This is a genomic window from Corynebacterium tuberculostearicum SK141, assembly GCF_000175635.1.
GTDB lineage: Bacteria > Actinomycetota > Actinomycetes > Mycobacteriales > Mycobacteriaceae > Corynebacterium > Corynebacterium tuberculostearicum_C.
Window position 1 is genome coordinate 193,241 of the sequence record NZ_ACVP01000023.1, and the last position, 15,903, is coordinate 209,143.

Annotated in this window: 17 protein-coding genes; 7 read left to right on the plus strand and 10 right to left on the minus strand. The window is 61.2% G+C overall.

Annotated elements, in window-relative coordinates; genetic code table 11:
* Window positions 1–53: 53 nt before the first annotated feature.
* Together CORTU0001_RS07390 and hflX are read right to left on the minus strand one after the other, a co-directional pair.
* Window positions 54–1,334, minus strand: coding sequence for a uracil-xanthine permease family protein (locus CORTU0001_RS07390; RefSeq protein WP_034668445.1), 1,281 nt, complete (start codon window positions 1,332–1,334; stop codon window positions 54–56).
* Between the two features lie 31 nt (window positions 1,335–1,365).
* A complete protein-coding gene (gene hflX / locus CORTU0001_RS07395) occupies window positions 1,366–2,859 on the minus strand; it encodes a GTPase HflX (RefSeq protein WP_005328622.1) in 1,494 nt (497 codons plus the stop codon).
* 75 nt (window positions 2,860–2,934) lie between these two features.
* Between hflX and CORTU0001_RS07400 the strand changes: the two genes are divergently transcribed.
* Window positions 2,935–3,732 carry a hypothetical protein gene (locus CORTU0001_RS07400; RefSeq protein WP_005328624.1) on the plus strand — a complete coding sequence of 266 codons (798 nt, stop codon included), beginning with the start codon at window positions 2,935–2,937 and terminating at the stop codon, window positions 3,730–3,732.
* 36 nt (window positions 3,733–3,768) lie between these two features.
* A complete protein-coding gene (locus CORTU0001_RS07405; RefSeq protein ID WP_034668447.1) occupies window positions 3,769–4,380 on the plus strand; it encodes a hypothetical protein in 612 nt (203 codons plus the stop codon).
* Window positions 4,381–4,419: 39 nt separating this feature from the next.
* Here the strand turns inward: CORTU0001_RS07405 and dapF are convergent, their stop codons facing one another.
* The 3 genes from dapF to CORTU0001_RS07420 are packed head-to-tail and all read right to left on the minus strand — an operon-like array spanning window position 4,420 to window position 6,781.
* Window positions 4,420–5,280 carry a diaminopimelate epimerase gene (dapF, locus tag CORTU0001_RS07410; protein ID WP_005325108.1) on the minus strand — a complete coding sequence of 287 codons (861 nt, stop codon included), beginning with the start codon at window positions 5,278–5,280 and terminating at the stop codon, window positions 4,420–4,422.
* Between the two features lie 5 nt (window positions 5,281–5,285).
* A complete protein-coding gene (gene miaA / locus CORTU0001_RS07415) occupies window positions 5,286–6,194 on the minus strand; it encodes a tRNA (adenosine(37)-N6)-dimethylallyltransferase MiaA (protein ID WP_208853863.1) in 909 nt (302 codons plus the stop codon).
* A complete protein-coding gene (locus CORTU0001_RS07420) occupies window positions 6,182–6,781 on the minus strand; it encodes a hypothetical protein (RefSeq protein WP_005328630.1) in 600 nt (199 codons plus the stop codon). Before CORTU0001_RS07420 ends, miaA begins: the two co-directional genes overlap by 13 nt.
* Before the next feature lie 136 nt (window positions 6,782–6,917).
* On the opposite strand from CORTU0001_RS07420, the gene CORTU0001_RS07425 reads away from it, so the two are divergent.
* Together CORTU0001_RS07425 and CORTU0001_RS07430 are read left to right on the plus strand one after the other, a co-directional pair.
* Entirely contained in the window at window positions 6,918–8,222 is a 1,305-nt protein-coding gene (locus CORTU0001_RS07425) for a DUF349 domain-containing protein (RefSeq protein ID WP_005328631.1), read from the plus strand.
* Window positions 8,222–9,352, plus strand: coding sequence for a GNAT family N-acetyltransferase (locus tag CORTU0001_RS07430; RefSeq protein WP_005328634.1), 1,131 nt, complete (start codon window positions 8,222–8,224; stop codon window positions 9,350–9,352). Before CORTU0001_RS07425 ends, CORTU0001_RS07430 begins: the two co-directional genes overlap by 1 nt.
* Before the next feature lie 11 nt (window positions 9,353–9,363).
* Here CORTU0001_RS07430 and CORTU0001_RS07435 read toward each other — a convergent pair whose 3' ends face one another.
* The 5 genes from CORTU0001_RS07435 to CORTU0001_RS07455 all read right to left on the minus strand — a co-directional run bounded on the left by CORTU0001_RS07435 (window position 9,364) and on the right by CORTU0001_RS07455 (window position 13,812).
* The gene (locus CORTU0001_RS07435; RefSeq protein WP_034668449.1) at window positions 9,364–9,993 is read right to left on the minus strand and encodes an Rv2732c family membrane protein; all 630 of its coding nucleotides are present in this window, start codon (window positions 9,991–9,993) and stop codon (window positions 9,364–9,366) included.
* Between the two features lie 22 nt (window positions 9,994–10,015).
* On the minus strand, window positions 10,016–11,578 hold the full coding sequence (gene miaB / locus CORTU0001_RS07440) for a tRNA (N6-isopentenyl adenosine(37)-C2)-methylthiotransferase MiaB (RefSeq protein ID WP_005328636.1): 1,563 nt from the start codon (window positions 11,576–11,578) through the stop codon (window positions 10,016–10,018).
* 45 nt (window positions 11,579–11,623) lie between these two features.
* Window positions 11,624–12,226: a recombination regulator RecX gene (gene recX / locus CORTU0001_RS07445; RefSeq protein WP_005328637.1), complete on the minus strand. Its 603-nt coding sequence runs from the start codon at window positions 12,224–12,226 to the stop codon at window positions 11,624–11,626.
* A gap of 51 nt (window positions 12,227–12,277) precedes the next feature.
* Entirely contained in the window at window positions 12,278–13,414 is a 1,137-nt protein-coding gene (recA, locus tag CORTU0001_RS07450; RefSeq protein WP_005328639.1) for a recombinase RecA, read from the minus strand.
* Window positions 13,415–13,596: 182 nt separating this feature from the next.
* Complete coding sequence (locus tag CORTU0001_RS07455; RefSeq protein ID WP_005328641.1) at window positions 13,597–13,812, minus strand: DUF3046 domain-containing protein; 216 nt, start codon at window positions 13,810–13,812, stop codon at window positions 13,597–13,599.
* A 163-nt stretch (window positions 13,813–13,975) separates the two neighbouring features.
* On the opposite strand from CORTU0001_RS07455, the gene CORTU0001_RS07460 reads away from it, so the two are divergent.
* The 3 genes from CORTU0001_RS07460 to CORTU0001_RS07470 are packed head-to-tail and all read left to right on the plus strand — an operon-like array spanning window position 13,976 to window position 15,863.
* Window positions 13,976–14,539 (plus strand): biotin transporter BioY, encoded by a 564-nt coding sequence (locus CORTU0001_RS07460; RefSeq protein ID WP_005328643.1) that lies wholly within the window; start codon window positions 13,976–13,978, stop codon window positions 14,537–14,539.
* Complete coding sequence (locus CORTU0001_RS07465; protein ID WP_005328644.1) at window positions 14,539–15,231, plus strand: energy-coupling factor ABC transporter ATP-binding protein; 693 nt, start codon at window positions 14,539–14,541, stop codon at window positions 15,229–15,231. Before CORTU0001_RS07460 ends, CORTU0001_RS07465 begins: the two co-directional genes overlap by 1 nt.
* 11 nt (window positions 15,232–15,242) lie before the next feature.
* Window positions 15,243–15,863 (plus strand): energy-coupling factor transporter transmembrane component T family protein, encoded by a 621-nt coding sequence (locus CORTU0001_RS07470; RefSeq protein ID WP_005328645.1) that lies wholly within the window; start codon window positions 15,243–15,245, stop codon window positions 15,861–15,863.
* Window positions 15,864–15,903 lie beyond the last annotated feature (40 nt).

Here is a 15,903-nt window from a genome sequence, read left to right on the forward strand (position 1 = left end):
AACAACACTGCCCGCCGCGGGCGCGCGACGGGCAGTTATCCACAGGTGGAAATTTAGTACTTGGCGCCGTGACCCTCGCCGACGGAATCGTAGAGCTTCTTCATAATCGGATAGGCCACGATGATGCCTACCGAGCCCCACGCAATGCCCTCGAGGGAGACCCCGCCCACGGTGAGGGTCAGGTTGCCGATGCCCGCGATAAGCGCCACCGCGGCCGCAGTCAGGTTGACCGGGTTATTGAAATTAACCTTATTATCCATCCAGATGCGCACACCTAGCATGCCGATGAGTCCATACAGCACGATGCAGGCACCGCCCAGGACGCCGGTCGGGATGGTGAAAATCAGCGCACCAAACTTCGGCACGAAGGCCAAAAGGATGGCGGTAAAGGCTGCTACCCAGTAGGCGGCGGTGGAATACACGCGCGTTGCGGCCATCACGCCGATATTTTCGGCGTAGGTCGTGGTACCGGAGCCGCCAAAGCCGCCGGCAAGGGTAGACGCGAGGCCATCGGCGATCAGAGCGTCACCGGCCAGGTCATCGAGATCGCGCTTTGTCATCTCGGAGACGGCCTTGACGTGGCCGACGTTTTCCGCGATGAGAACTACCAGTACAGCAAGTGCCACGGCAATGGCGGAGACGTTGAAGGAAGGCGCGTGGAATTCCGGCAGGCCCACCCACGGGGCGGCATCGATCGCCGCCACGGCGTCATCGCCGAGGTTGCCGGTCAGCGCAGCGAAAACCCAGCCGACGACCACGCCGAGCAGGATGGACAGGCGCGAGACCATACCGCGGCCGGCGACGGTGGCCAGCAAGATAACGAGCAGTGTCACGGCGGCCACGAGCGGCTGGGAGGCAAAGTTCTCGGCCGCATTCGGCGCTAGGTTCAGGCCGATGAGGGCCACAATCGCACCGGTGACGGCCGGCGGCATGACGGCGTCCAGGACGCGGCGGCCGGCGATTTTGACTGCCACGCCCACCGCGGCCAAGACGAGGCCGGTGACCAAAATAGAGCCTGCTTGCGCGGCGATGCCGTACTGCTGCGACGCCGAAAGAGGTGCAATGAACGCGAACGAGGAGCCGAGGTAGGACGGCAACCGGTTGCGCGTGATAAGCAGGAACACAATTGTGCCGAGGCCGGAAAAGAGCAGCGTCGTATTGACGGGGAATCCGGTCAAGGTGGGAACCAAAAGCGTAGCGCCGAACATGGCCACCACGTGCTGCATTCCGATGCCGATGGTTCGGCCCCAGCTGAGTCGTTCTTCCGGCGCCACGACCGCGCCCGGTGCAATCCTTTTACCGTCTCCGTGGACGGTCCAACCTTTTAAGCTCACGAGCCTTAATTATGGATCACCCGGGGTGGTTTTAGGAAACTTCCTCCACGATGAATTCGGCGAGTTCGCGGGCGGTGGGTGCGGGAAGGCGGACGTCGACAAGCGTGCCATCGGCCGTGTACTCCTCGTGGCGCACCGTGCCCTCGGCATGTACGCGGGCCACCACATCGCCGCGGGTAAAGGGAACCTGCAGCTTGACGTGGCTATCGCGGGAGTTGAGGAAGAGCTCTACGCGCGCGGTAAGCTCGTCGATTCCCTCGCCCGTGCGCGCGGATACGTAGACTACGTCCTCGTGGTCGAGTACGTGACGCAGCTCGGCAAGCACCAGCGGGTCGGCCTGGTCGATCTTATTGATCACGATGATCTCGGGCGGGGCCTGCTCGCCGGTTTCGGACACAATGTCATAAATGACCTGGTTGACGGCCTCAATCTGCTTGAGCGGGAATGGGTCAGAGCCATCGACCACGTGCAACATAATATCGGCGGCCAGCACCTCTTCCAGGGTGGATTTGAACGCCTCGACCAGCTGTGTGGGCAAGTGGCGGACAAACCCGACGGTATCGGTGAAAACGACCTGGCGGCCGTCGGCAAGCGTGGCACGGCGAGTCGTGGGGTCCAACGTGGCAAAGAGTGCGTCCTCTACCAGCACGCCGGCGCCGGTCATGGCGTTAATGAGCGAGGACTTTCCGGCGTTGGTGTAGCCGGCAATGGCTATCTGCGCGATGGTCGAGCGCTGGCGCTTGGAACGCTTGACCTCACGGGCGGTCTTCATAGCGCGCAGCTGCTTGCGCAGCCGGGCCATCTCCGTGCGGATGCGGCGGCGGTCCGTCTCAATCTTGGTCTCACCGGGACCACGCAGGCCGACGCCGCCGTTGGAGCCGGCGCGTCCGCCCGCCTGGCGCGAAAGGTTGCCGCCCCAACCACGGGTATGGGTGTAGAGGTATTCCAGCTGCGCCAAGGAAACCTGCGCCTTGCCCTCTTTGGACTTGGCGTGCTGGGCAAAGATGTCAAGGATGAGCATCGTGCGGTCAATGACCTTGGTGTTAAGCGCGCGCTCGAGAGCGGTGAGCTGGCCAGGATTGAGCTCGCCATCGCACACCACGGTATCGGCGCCGGTGGCCTCGACGATGTCGCGCAATTCCTTGACCTTGCCGGAGCCAATGAAGGTGCCGGAATCCGGCTTATCGCGCTTTTGGTAGATCATCTCTACTACTTCGGCGCCGGCGGTCTCGGTCAGCGCTGCAAGCTCGTCCATGGTGGCTTCGACTTCGGCCACGGTCCCTTCGGTCCACACGCCAACCAGAATGACGCGCTCGAGGCGCAGCTTTCGGTACTCCACCTCGTAGCCATCGGTGGTGTCCTCAGCGCGGATGGTGGTCTCACGGGTAACGCGACGGAAGGCGTTACGCTCTGCCAGGTCAAGGTCACCGGTGGTGGGCGTCGCCTCTGGTGCGGCCGGGGCGTCGTTAAAGCGGAACGCGCGGGCGAGGAGATCGTCGTTATTGTGCTGGGAAAATTCGGTCATACTACCTCTCATTTTGGCACGTTACGGCCGAAAGCGGGAATTGCGGATTCTTAGCTGGCTGCACAAGGCGATACAATGGCGGGCATGAACGTTAAGGACACTGGGGTGAAGCAGAATACCGAGATGCAGGCCATTGGCCTCAATTTCGAACGCTGGCAGGACGCCGTTGAGGCCGCCATCGCTAGCGATCGCTTGGCCGTTACCGGTGAGGTACGCGGTGGCCAGCTGATTCAGTTCACCGATCCATCGGGCGCGCAACTCAATATTCTCGCGGTGGAGCCTTTTGCTACCTACATTGGCTTCGATGCCGTTACGCAGGGATTCGCCCACGTAGAGATGGTCAACGATGTTCTCGCGCTGCTGGAGATTATCGATCCTTTCGGTACCACCATCGCCCAGGCCACCGCGAACTTGGCGCAGGGGCCTTTGCTTGCCGACGAACCCTTGCAGCAATGGCAGCAAATCTCCCTCACCGCCATGGGCCTTGATGTCCGCACCTACGAGTCGGCAGATGCCTATGAGGCGGCCGAGGGCGAATTCCCGGCGCTCTTCGAGTCCGCAGGAGCAAAGGTTATTTCCTCCGGCTCTGGCGCGGAGGTTCCTACCCCAGCCGCTACTTTTGCGGCCCGCGTCATGGAATCCGAGTGGCGTACCAATGAGCTAACCGGCGAGAAATTCGCCCACCTCGTCATGGATGGCCTCTTCCCCTTCGATCTCTGCCTGCCTGCAGGGGGCGACGAGCTACCGGCCAAGGACTCTATCGTGGCCGGCACCGCCCTGCTGACGGCTTCTATTGAAATGCCCAGCGGTGGCTGCGGCGACGGCGCTGGCTGCGGTTGTGGCTCTGGTGGCTGCGGCTGCGGCGGCCACTAAGAACTGACGCAAAGGTCTGGTGGAATAGCTGTGTGGATGCCTTTTCCGGAAAATGCGAGAAACCGGCGGGTGCTGGTTCTCGCGCTGATCCTGATCGGATCAGTGGCGGTTGTGGCAACCCTAAAACTTCCCGGGGTTTTCATCGCGGCACTACTTATCGCGGCGGCGCTGCTTATGCTCCACACCCGGCCGGACGCCTCGGAGCAGGCGGCGCTGCGCAGCTCTATTCGGCTCTCGGCCGAAGATATTGAGGACGTCTTGGCGGAGTACGAAGACTTCCGGTCCTCCGAGGCGGCCGAGAAGATCGCGGACCGCACGCTCTACCGGCCGGCGCTTTTAGATCTGGATTGTTCCGACCCCACCATCGAAGCCTTCCACTATGAGATTTCCGGCGCTCGGCGATTCCTGCGCCGGTTGAACCTGCGCGTGAATGCGGAAGAGGTCAGCACCAACGAGCTGGAGTCCTTGCTCAAGGTGACCGATGAACGAGCCCGCGAGCTCAAGGAAACCTGGCTATCGGCCCGCCGCGCCGCCTTTGCGCTCGGGCCGAAGTACGAAAAGAACGAAGTAAAAAATCGCGCCCTGCGCCGCCAAGCCCTCGAAGAGCAAGCGTTCGAGGAAGAGGAAAACGAAGGGCGCAGCGCCTAAACACTCACCGCGCACCGCGTGCGTCGGGCACGACGCGGTCTAAAGGGAGGTCTCGCCGGTGGCGACGATCGCCGACGGGCCGGTCAGGCGCGAGCCTCCCTCGTAGATGTCCACGGTCACTTCCCCGCCGGGGACGTGTACGTGCACGGTGCCGTGAGGGGTGGTGGTGTGGTCCACGGCGGCGTCGGCAAGCGCGGCGGTCGCGGCCGCCACGGTGCCGGTGCCGCAAGAGCGGGTCTCTCCTACCCCGCGCTCAAAGACGCGCATGTGCACGTGGCCATCGCGCAGCGGGGTCACGACCTCAACATTCACGCCGGCTGGGAAGAAGGCTTCATCGATGACTGGCTGCTCGAAAGTCTTGGCCGCAAGTCCCTCGGCGTCCAGCCCCGGCACTACGGCCGCGAGGTGGGGGTTGCCCATGTCGACGCCTAGACCGGCGTAGCTCTCCCCGGCCATAGACGCGGTGGATACACCCGTTACTTCGGCCGGTCCCATCTCTACGGTGACCTCGGCCGCTTGCTCATCACACGAGTGCACCGTCACGCGCTTGGCGCCGGCGCGGGTACCGATGGTGAACTCGTCTTCTTCGACGAGGCCGCGCGACCGGAGCCAGTGGGCGAAAACGCGGGTGCCATTGCCGCACATTTCGGCCACGGAACCGTCGGCGTTGCGGTAATCCATAAACCAGTCAGTGGGCGCGATGCCCTCGGCCAGCGCCTCGATTTCCCCGGCCGCGAGCAAGGCCTCGGCGCGCACGACGCGCAGCAATCCGTCGCCGCCGATACCGGCGCGGCGATCGCACAGCGCCGCTACGCGCTCGGGGGCAAGCGGCGTGGCGGCCGCGTGGTCTTCGACGATGACAAAGTCGTTCTCAGTTCCATGACCCTTGGCAAATTTCATGCTCCCTACCCTAGCGCGCGCAGCGCTTGGGCGGTCGTATCGCCCGCGGCATCCAGCCATGTGATGCGCTTATCGCGGTTGAACCAGGAACGTTGGCGGCGCACGTAGCGCCGTGTCCCGGTAATTGTGCGATCGACGGCCTCATCCCAGGTGAGTTCGCCGCGCTGGGCTTGAAATACCTGCGCATAGCCAATGGCGCGCCCGGCCGTGGAATCGGCGACCAAGCCTTGGGCTTGAAGGCGCTCGACTTCCTCGATGAGCCCGCGCTCAAACATCTGGCGCGTGCGCAGCTCGATGCGCGGATTAAGCCAATCTGCGGTGGTGCGCAGGCCGAGCAAACGGGTACCCCACCGCGGCGGGGCGTCCTTCGGCGGCTGGCTGGCTTTATAGGGCTTGCCGGTCAACTCGATGACTTCAAGGGCGCGCACGGTCCGGCGCGGGTCCTTATCTTCAATGATGGCGGCCGCGGCCGGATCCACCTGCGCCAGCTCCTCGTGCAGGGCATCGGTACCGATTTCTACGCGCCGGGCTTCATACTTGGCGCGGACAGCGGGGTCGGTGGGTGGGAACTGCCAGTCGTCGACAAGCGCTTGGGCATAAAGCATGGAGCCGCCGACCAAGATTGGTGTCTTGCCGCGGGCCATGATGCCTTCCACGTCCGCGATGGCATCGCGCTGGTAGCGGGCCACAGAAGCGGTTTCGGTCACGTCCCACACATCGAGCTGGTGGTGCGGGATTCCCTCGCGCTCGGCCGGGGTGAGCTTGGCGGTGCCAATGTCCATACCGCGGTAGAGCTGCATGGAATCGACGTTGACCACCTCGCCGTCCAGCTCCTGCGCCAGCGCCAACCCCAGCGCGGATTTGCCGGAGGCGGTGGGTCCAAACACTGCAATCGGGCGCATTAGACCTCCCATCCTGCAACGTAGCGGCCGACGCCCAAGGTGGCGTCGGTGGCCAGCAATTGCGCCTTCTTTGACTGTAGGCCTGCTAACTCCTCCCACAGTGCGGGCTCTACCACACCGCGCTGGGAAAGCCACTCGCCTGCCTTGCTTGCCGACGCCCCCATGAGCAACTCCTCGCACCACTCGTGCGCTTCCTGGGCACCGGGAACGAGCGCCAAGGGGGCGCGCTCGGTCAGGCCTGCGCTGCCATCTGCTACGACGATGGTGAGCGCCGCCGGATCCGGCTGGCCGATGTGCTCCCGGCTAGCGCGGGCGTTAAGCTGCGGCACGCTGTGCAGCACGTACCGGGCCATGATCTCCGGAAGAAAGTTACCGCCGCCTAGGTCCGTAGCCGCGCCCCAGGCCCGTAAGCTACCGGTATGGGCGGTATACCAGCGCTTATCCTGACTTCCGACGATATCTACTTCCGCTATTCCGGCGGCCGCAGCCTCCACTGCGAGCGTACGGGCAGCGGCAAGCAGTGCGCGGGATGCGGCGTCATGAGCGGCAAGCTCCACGGCCAGCGCCGGTGAGGCTGGCATTACCATGAGATTGAACATTATTCCTCCATACTATCTACCCAAGTGGAGGTAATTAAATAGAATCTGGGCACGCGCGGGATATTCGCGGTAATGTATCCAGTGATTTTATTCGGCAGCCGTGACGCGCGGCGATCTATACATAGGAGGGCTTGTCATGTCTCCCATCCCTACCCCAGGTTCCATGCCCAAGAAGGGCCCTCGTCCCACCGCAAAGCCTGTCCCCGTGCAGGCACCAAGCAAGAATGACCCGGCCAAATGGGGCCGCGTCGACGCGGATGGTTCCGTCTTCGTTTCCGCTCCGGAGGGCGAACGCAAGATTGGCGAATGGCAGGCCGGCACCCCCGAGGAGGGCCTGAAGCACTACGGCGCGCGCTACGACGATCTCTCCACCGAAATTGAACTGCTCGAGGCTCGCCTGCGCGCCAACCCCAGTGAGGCCGCTGGCATCAAGAAGACCGCAGCGCAATTACGCGACACCCTGCCTACCGCTGCGGTTATCGGTGATATCGCAGCACTTGACCGCCGCCTTGTTGCCGTCATTGAGCACTCGGTAGAAGCCGGCGAGCAGGCGCAGGCCGATAAGGAGCGTCGCCGCGAGGAAGCTATTGCTGCCAAGGAGAAGCTGGCGGCGGAAGCAGAAGAGATTGCCGAAAACTCCACCGAATGGAGGGCCGCCGGCGACCGCATCCGCGCCATCTTAGAAGAGTGGAAGCAGATTAAGGGCATTGATCGCAAGACCGACGATGCCCTGTGGAAGCGCTACTCCCGCGCCCGCGACTCCTTCAACCGCCGTCGGGGCTCCCACTTTGCCGAGCTGGACCGCGCCCGTGCGGTTGCCCGCAAGAAGAAGGAAGAACTCGTCGAGCGTGCCGAGGCCATCCAGGATTCCACCGAGTGGGGCCCCACCGCCCGCGCCTACCGCGATTTGATGACCGAGTGGAAGGCCGCCGGCCGCGCCCCGCGCGACGTGGACGATAAGCTATGGGCCCGCTTCCGCGCCGCCCAGGACAAGTTCTTCAATGCCCGCAATGCCGTCAATGACGAGCGCGACCGTGAGTTTGCAGAAAATGCCAAGGCCAAGGACGCCTTGATTGCGGAATACGACGGCCAGATCGACCCGTCCAAGGGCATCGAGGGTGCGAAGGCCAAGCTGCGCGAGCTGCAGGAAAAGTGGGAAGAGGTGGGCTTCGTTCCCCGCAAGCAAGTGCGCGAGTACGAGTCCAAGATTGAGGCGCTGGAGCAGCGCGTCACCGAGGCAGAAAAGTCCGAGTGGCGCCGCACCGACCCAGAGGCGCAAGCACGCGTGGCGCAGTTCCAAGCTAAGGTCGATGAGTTTAACTCTCAGGCCGAGGCAGCTGAGGCCAAGGGCAATGCGAAAAAGGCCGCTGATCTGCGCGCGCAGGCCGAGCAGTGGCAGGCTTTTGCCGACGCCGCCGCTAACGCCGTCAACGATAAGTAGTGCACCTCGTCCACATTGCGCGGCCACCACGGCCGCCGCACTCACCTACCGCCGAATCTCGGCCCAGCGAACCTGCGGACTGCATTCGCAGCTTCGTCTTTTGGGCCAACTTGGCGGCCCAAGAAGCAAGCGGCGATGCCGCGGCATCGACGTCGCCAGGCCGCGTGGTTCAGCGCCTGCAGGGATCTAGCGAATCACAGACCCATCTCTTTGCCGTAGTGGACGGCGACTCCACCCTTGGTGAGGTTTCTGAGCTGGGACTGCCGCTCATCCCCTCGGTGGAGCCGAGCCCGGAGCTGGATTACCTCGGGTTCATCCACATTAGCCTGCCGCTGTTGGAAGAGCGCGAGGCCACAGAGATTGAATGCGTGCTGTGCGACCTGCCTCTGCCCGGCGAGCAGCTCGATGAGGAAGGGCGCAAGGTTGCCGAGTGGATGGGTACGAAGGCGCTGGAGCTGGCCCGTAAACTCGGCCGCACCGTAGCGCACGTAGGACTATTGCACCCGCCGGGCGCGGATCCAGACTACGACGCTATGGGCAGCATCTACCGCCATCTGGGATTTACGCAGAGGCATGCGGAGCACCAGCTGGTAATGGACATCCCCGAAAGCCCTGTCGCAGCACTGCTCCCGGCTGGAATCACCGCCCGAGTCTGGCCGGATTACGACATCCCTGAGGGCTACCTCGACGAGGTCATGCGGCTGCTTAGCCTAGCGTCCAAAGACGCGGAGACCGGGGATCTGACGGTGGAGCCCATCGTGTGGACGCGTGCTCGATTGCGCGAAGCGCACAGCCGCCTGCGCTCTCGTCGCGGGCACACGCTTCTTATCGCACTTACCGCCGAGGACGGGAGCATTCTCGCACTGACCGAAATGGCTAGGCACGAGGACGCGAATCCTGAAGTATGCGAGTGGACTCTGACTGTGACCGATCGCCCGCACCGCCGCCGCGGACTTGCGCAGCTAGCCAAGCTCACAGCGCTGCATGAGGTGGCAGGCTATTGGCCGCGAGTGCGGCGCTGCTATTGTTCCGTTGCCGCCAAGGACGCGGCCATGAATGCCATTTACCGCAGCCTGGGTGCCCGGGAACTTTCCCGTTCTTCTGCGTGGGAGTTGCGGCTGCGGGATTAGTGGCCGTAGGCCTACTGCTCGCCGCGCTGGGCGCGATGACGTTCGGCAGCTTGCTTGCGGCGATTGTCTTCCAGTGGCTCCCGCTGCGGTGCCGCGTCAATCCTGGATTGAAATTCGCCCACCTCATCGAGCTGTCCGGCGGTGGCGCGCACGCGGGCTTCGGCGGCCTTCTGCTCTGGGCTGCGGCGCAGCGCCACCATGCTATAGGCCAGAAATGCTAGGAAGGTAGCTAGCATTCCTACCCACATTCCCAGCGACGCCCCGTCGGCGGTAGAGCCACGGAACCAGAAGCCCCATAGGTTGGCAAAGAAGGACACCGTCACCAACATCCATGCAATCAGCCCAGGCGTGGCGCGACGGGTGAACAGCGTCACCGGAGTAAGAATGCCCAAACCAATGAGCGCGAGCCACGCAGAGACGGTTTCCATGATGGAAATCCTCACGCCACTAGATGTGGTGCCGAACGTCAATGCCTCCCAACCATGAGCCGGACCGGCGTAGGGCAAAATCAGGTAGAGGATATAGACCACCACTGCAATGCACAGCGTGACCTTGTGACCGCCGAGGTCCATTGTTTGTGCTGCTCTACGCTCAGCGTTAGCTGCATTGTGGGCTGCGGTGGTCGAACGTTCCTCAGTCATGGCTCCCTAGCCTACTCCCCTGCTAGCAACCGCAGGAATCGCCGGAATCGGCGGCCGCGGGCTTGCCAATCGACGGCAATCCCAGACCGACGCCGATGGGTGCGGTGGTAGGCGTTTCGCCGGCAGCGGACATATCGCCGGCCTTGGTGCGGGTGTGGGAGGTAACGGCGGCGTCGGCAAGCAAGAAGAAGGAGCCCGCACCGGTTACCTGGGTATGCACCACATCGCCCGGGCGAATCTCCGCCGAAATATCCGTGCCGTCAGAGTCAACCGGGGTGAAATGCACTAGGCGGCCATCGCGTGCACGGCCGGTCATGCGGTGGGTTTCATCGTTTTTGCGGCCGCCTTCGGCCTGCACCAAAAGCTCCACATCCGTACCAATGAGCTTCTTGTTTTCCTCTGCCTGAATGCTGTCTTGCAGGGCAACGAGACGCTCGAAACGATCCTGGACGACCTCCTTGGGAATCTGGTCCTCCATTTCCGCAGCCGGGGTTCCCGGGCGCGGCGAATACTGGAAGGTAAAGGCCGAGGCAAAGCGAGCGCGGCGCACAAGCTCCATGGTGTCTTGGAAGTCTTCCTCGGTCTCGCCCGGGAAGCCCACGATGATATCGGTCGTGATTGCGGCGTGTGGAATCTTGTCCCGTACCTCGTCCAAAATCCGCAGGAACTTCTTGGTGCGGTAGGAACGGCGCATGTCCTTAAGGACCTTGTCGGAGCCAGACTGCAGTGGCATATGCAGCTGCGGGCACACTGCCGGTGTCTCGGCCATGGCATCGATGACGTCGGAAGTAAACTCCGCTGGGTGCGGGGAGGTAAAACGTAGGCGTTCAAGGCCTTCGATCTTGCCTACCTCGCGCAGCAGCTTAGAAAAAGCGAAACGGTCACGCGGCATATCGGGATCGGCGAAATTGACGCCATAAGCATTGACGTTTTGCCCCAACAGGGTGACCTCGGATACGCCCTGATCTACTAGGGCTTTGACCTCGGCCAAGATATCGCCGGGTCGGCGGTCCTCTTCCTTGCCGCGCAGGGAAGGAACGATACAGAACGTGCAGGTGTTATTGCAGCCTACGGAAACAGAAACCCAGCCGGCATAGGCAGACTCACGCTTGGCTGGCAAGACAGACGGAAAAGCCTCGAGGGAATCAACGATTTCTACCTGGGCTTCATCGTTGTGTCGGGCGCGCTCCAGCAGCGTCGGCAGGGCCGCCATATTGTGAGTGCCGAAGACAGCATCAACCCACGGGGCATTATCTAGGACGGTGTCCTTGTCTTTCTGCGCCAAGCAACCGCCCACGGCAATTTGCATGCCGGGATGATTTTCCTTTGTCTTCTTCAAGGCACCCAAGGTGCCGTAGAGCCGTTTATCGGCATTTTCGCGCACGGCGCAGGTATTGAAGACGATGAGATCTGGCTCCACGCCTTCGCCGGCGGCCGCGTAGCCGGCCTCCTCCAAGAGACCAGAGATGCGCTCGGAATCGTGCACATTCATCTGGCAGCCGAAAGTTCGGACTTCATAAGTACGGTTATCTGCGATTGTCTGCTCCACGTCGGCATAGTTTAGCCATGAAGCTAGGCATCTCATAACTGCCGGACTTAGCCATTCCGGCGCTACCCTGCCTTGGCCGTATCAGTCCTCTGCGCGCAGCTCCACGCACCGCGCGTCAAGGGCTGCGATTGCGTTCTGCAGCGACATTCCTTCATTGAAGCCGCGGCGTGCCAGCACCCCCACAATGCGACGTAGGGCCTTGTCGCGCTCCTTGCGATCCTCCGGTACGGATTTAATGGAGCGAGCCTTCTTTTCCGCAAGGGCCTGTGCCATGGCTTCTTCATCGGCAGGGTCAATCTGCTCGAGCGCCTCAGCACGATCGGCCTCGCTCACGCCCTTTTCCCGCAATTCCCTGTTGAGAACCGAGCTGGACTTGCCGCGCCGCTTATGCCGTTGGCGCACCCACTCGTGTGCAAAGGCGGCGTCATTCACCAGCCCCGCATGGGCTAAATCATCTAGCACGTCCTCAACGACATCTGGCTCAAACTCGGCCTTTACTAGACGATCATAGAGCTCTTTCCGGGACCTAGAACGCTGATCCAATAGGCCCAGCGCCCGAGCGCGGACCTTGGCCTTGGCTTCCTCTGCCTCTCGATCAAAAAGCCCGCCCCCAGCTGCTCCATTCTCATAGGCCTCGAGGGCCTGGCGGAGTTGGGCGAGCTTTTCGGGGGTGGGCTGATTCATGATGCAGATTCAAATGGTACGCGGAGTGTGTGGGTACGGGGTTAGACGATTCTAGTCGTCATCAAAATCGACGTTTGGAACGAGATCAACGGACTCATCGGTCAATGGGTCATCGGCACCAGGAACGTCCATCGCGGCACCCTCCTCGCCTTCGGCCGCGGCCTCGCCGATACCGAGCTTCTGGAAAATCTTCTGCTCGATTTCATTGGCTAGATCCGGGTTATCCTTCAGGAAATTACGCGCCTTCTCCTTACCCTGGCCCAGCTGGTCGCCTTCGTAGGTAAACCAGGACCCGGACTTGCGGATGAAGCCGTTTTCAACGCCAAGGTCGATGATGGACGACTCGCGAGAGATGCCTTCGCCATACATGATGTCGAACTCGGCAATTTTAAATGGTGGCGAGACCTTGTTTTTTACTACCTTGAGCTTGGTGCGGTTACCGATGGCATCCTGGCCATCTTTTAAGGTCTGGATGCGGCGGATATCGCAGCGCACGGAAGAGTAGAACTTGAGCGCCTTACCGCCGGTGGTGGTCTCTGGCGAGCCGAACATCACGCCAATCTTTTCGCGCAGCTGGTTAATGAAGATAGCGGTGGTACCGGAGTTGTACAGGGCACCGGTCATCTTGCGCAGCGCCTGCGACATCAGGCGGGCCTGGAGGCCGACGTGACTATCGCCCATCTCACCTTCAATTTCCGCCTTCGGGGTAAGGGCAGCAACGGAGTCAACGACAATGATGTCAATTGCGCCAGAGCGTACCAGCATATCGGCGATTTCCAAGGCCTGTTCACCGGTATCTGGCTGGGAAACCAAAAGGTTATCGGTATCCACGCCAAGCAGGCGAGCATACTGCGGGTCGAGCGCGTGCTCGGCGTCAATAAACGCGGCAATGCCGCCGTCCTTTTGTGCAGATGCAATGGCGTGCAGCGCAACAGTGGTCTTACCAGAAGACTCCGGGCCATAGATTTCTACGATGCGCCCACGCGGGAAACCACCAATACCCAGAGCAACATCGATTGCGGTATTACCGGAAGAAATGGCCTTAATCGGTGGGCGGTTGTCATCACCCAGGCGCATCACAGCGCCTTTGCCGTAATCCTTCTCAATCATGGCCATTGCGGCATCGAGGGCCTTCTGGCGGTCATCTCCCTTAGAGGCGGCAGAAGAAGACTTCTTTTTGGTTGCCATTAACTTTCATCCTTATCTTTAACGACGATGTACTAACGCATTATTAGACTGCCGTGGAACTCAAACGGTTCCCTCCGTCAACGCCATCCCACTGTAGACGACTGCATCGACACCTCCGCCATATTACATACATCTGTTCGAATTTTGAAAGTGGACACGCCAGTCCGCCACATTCAACGGCGCTATAAAGTAGGGTAATCGACTCCCAACCTGCGCTCCTTCGGTACATCAAAGTCATCGCACAGGCTCAGCCAGACGCGACGCGGATCGACGCCGCGTTCGATAAGCTCATCGGGCGTTGCCCCGAGGTCGGGCAAGACATGGGAGTGGCTAATCCACTTTCCTTTAGACTCGCCAAATTCGTCCACAATGAACTGGTGATACTCGGTCAATCGCATGCGCGCTATCCTACTCAGCACTTAAGCACGGGCGCCAGCGGTCCAGAAAGCGTCGATTGGGAGCCCGCCGCAATGGCCCTGCCTCACAGTTATCAGCCTTGGATGAACACCGTTCAAAACCCTCAATTGTCTGCAGTTTTCATGCAGTGCTAACCTCTTGAGCATGAAAAAGAACTCTCTGGCAACCACCATTGCCTATGTTGCCGTGTTTACCGCTCTCGTCATCGTCCTTGCCTTCGTGTCCATCCCTATCGGTTCGGCCGGCGTGCCCATCGTGCTGCAAAACGCAGCGCTGATCCTCGCCGGCCTTATTTTGGGTAGCAAGCGCGGCGGATACGTGGGGCTCCTCTTCCTGTTCCTAGGCCTTGCCCTCCCAGTTCTGGCGGGTGGTGGTACCACGCTGCGCGCCCTAGCAGGCCCAACCGCGGGCTACATCATCGGCTATGTAATCTCGCCGGCGGTTGCAGGTGCAATTGCCTACCGCTCCCCTAAGAACAAGGGCGGCATGGCCGTCGTACTTGCCGTGGCCGCAATTGTCGGCCTTGCCGTCCAATACGTCTGCGGCGCCTTTGGTCTCATGATCCGCTCCGGCTTGGAAATTGGTCCAGCCTTCGCCGCCCAATTGCCCTTCATCCCTGTCGATGCCGGAAAGCTTGTAGTTGCCGTCATCATCGCTCTCGGCGTGCACGCGGCATTCCCCGACCTGATGGGACGAAAGGCCGACTAGTGCCCACGATCGACTTTTCCTCGGTCACGGTGGCTTTTGAAGACACCGTGGTGCTCGAGGACATCAACCTCACCCTCACCGAACAACGCATTGGCATCATCGGCCAGAATGGTGGCGGGAAATCCACCTTGACCAGGCTCATCAATGGATTGGGCGAGCCTAGTGAAGGTACGGTGACGGTGGACCAGATGGACGTCGCCAAGCAGGGCAAAAAGGTGCGCGAAAAGGTGGGGTTTGTCTTTTCGGATGCCGAAAACCAGATTGTCATGCCCAATGTGCGCGATGACGTCGCCTTTTCGCTCCGCCGCTTTAAGCTGCCCAAACACGAGCGCCTCGCCCGCGTGGATGCTGCCCTCGAGCGCTTCGGACTCGCCGAATTTGCTGAGCGCTCACCGCATACGCTCTCCGGCGGACAAAAGCAACTACTCGCGCTGGCAGCGGTCATGGTCATCGACCCGATTCTCATCATCGCTGATGAGCCCACTACCCTGCTGGATCTGCGCAACCGAGATCGAATCAAAAGAGAATTCGCGCGTTTGGAACAGCAACTAATTGTGGTGACGCACGATCTGGAATTTCTGCGCGATTTTGATCGGGTCATTTGCATCGATAACCACCGCATCGCCGCGGATGGCCGGCCTGCGGAGGTCATAGATTTTTACCAAGACCTCATGGCCCAGCGGCCGCTGTAGGGAGACTTGTCATGCAACGACGCACGAATCTCCCACTTTCCGTCTATGTTGATGGCACCAGCTTTGTTCATCGCATCAAACCTAGCTGGAAGATCGCATTCCTCTTAGTCTTTATCATGGTCACCAGCATCTTTTTCAAGTCCATTCCGTGGGCAGCAGGCGGCGTCATTTTTGTCGTCTTTCTCTATGCTTGCGCCCGGATTCCACTGGGCATTGCGTGGAGTCAGATCTGGCCGCCTCTCTTTTTCCTAGTCCCCTTGGCAGGCTTTCAATGGTGGGCAAAGGACTTCGACTATGCGGCGGTGATGTTCCTCAATGTCTTCGCCGCTATGATGGCTGCCTTCTTGCTCACGCTGACCTCCACGGTCGATGAGATTATGGAGTCGCTGGAAGAGTCGCTACAGCCCCTAAAGCGCTTCGGAATACCGGTAGAAAACATCAGCTTGGCTATGTCACTGACTATTCGTCTCATCCCGTTGATGTTTGAAACCGTCTATGAAGTCCTAGATGCCCGCAAAGCGCGCGGTGCCGGGATGTCCCCGCTCGCATTTGGCACCCCGGTTATCATTCGCTCCATCCGGCGAGCGCGCGCCATGGGTGAGGCTTTGCAGGCCCGCGGCGTCGGCGACTAGCAGCAACAGTTATCGCCTCCCACGCACCACCACATGATGG

Bases quoted from the DNA above. Each gene is read 5' to 3' on its own strand.
- miaA (WP_208853863.1), bottom strand. From the start codon at position 6,194: ATGGGAGGTCTAATGCGCCCGATTGCAGTGTTTGGACCCACCGCCTCC.
- CORTU0001_RS07405 (WP_034668447.1), top strand. From the start codon at position 3,769: ATGCCTTTTCCGGAAAATGCGAGAAACCGGCGGGTGCTGGTTCTCGCG.
- CORTU0001_RS07460 (WP_005328643.1), top strand. From the start codon at position 13,976: ATGAAAAAGAACTCTCTGGCAACCACCATTGCCTATGTTGCCGTGTTT.
- recA (WP_005328639.1), bottom strand. From the start codon at position 13,414: ATGGCAACCAAAAAGAAGTCTTCTTCTGCCGCCTCTAAGGGAGATGAC.
- CORTU0001_RS07435 (WP_034668449.1), bottom strand. From the start codon at position 9,993: ATGACTGAGGAACGTTCGACCACCGCAGCCCACAATGCAGCTAACGCT.
- recX (WP_005328637.1), bottom strand. From the start codon at position 12,226: ATGAATCAGCCCACCCCCGAAAAGCTCGCCCAACTCCGCCAGGCCCTC.
- miaB (WP_005328636.1), bottom strand. From the start codon at position 11,578: ATGAGATGCCTAGCTTCATGGCTAAACTATGCCGACGTGGAGCAGACA.
- dapF (WP_005325108.1), bottom strand. From the start codon at position 5,280: ATGAAATTTGCCAAGGGTCATGGAACTGAGAACGACTTTGTCATCGTC.
- CORTU0001_RS07455 (WP_005328641.1), bottom strand. From the start codon at position 13,812: ATGCGATTGACCGAGTATCACCAGTTCATTGTGGACGAATTTGGCGAG.
- CORTU0001_RS07425 (WP_005328631.1), top strand. From the start codon at position 6,918: ATGTCTCCCATCCCTACCCCAGGTTCCATGCCCAAGAAGGGCCCTCGT.
- hflX (WP_005328622.1), bottom strand. From the start codon at position 2,859: ATGACCGAATTTTCCCAGCACAATAACGACGATCTCCTCGCCCGCGCG.
- CORTU0001_RS07400 (WP_005328624.1), top strand. From the start codon at position 2,935: ATGGCGGGCATGAACGTTAAGGACACTGGGGTGAAGCAGAATACCGAG.
- CORTU0001_RS07420 (WP_005328630.1), bottom strand. From the start codon at position 6,781: ATGTTCAATCTCATGGTAATGCCAGCCTCACCGGCGCTGGCCGTGGAG.
- CORTU0001_RS07470 (WP_005328645.1), top strand. From the start codon at position 15,243: ATGCAACGACGCACGAATCTCCCACTTTCCGTCTATGTTGATGGCACC.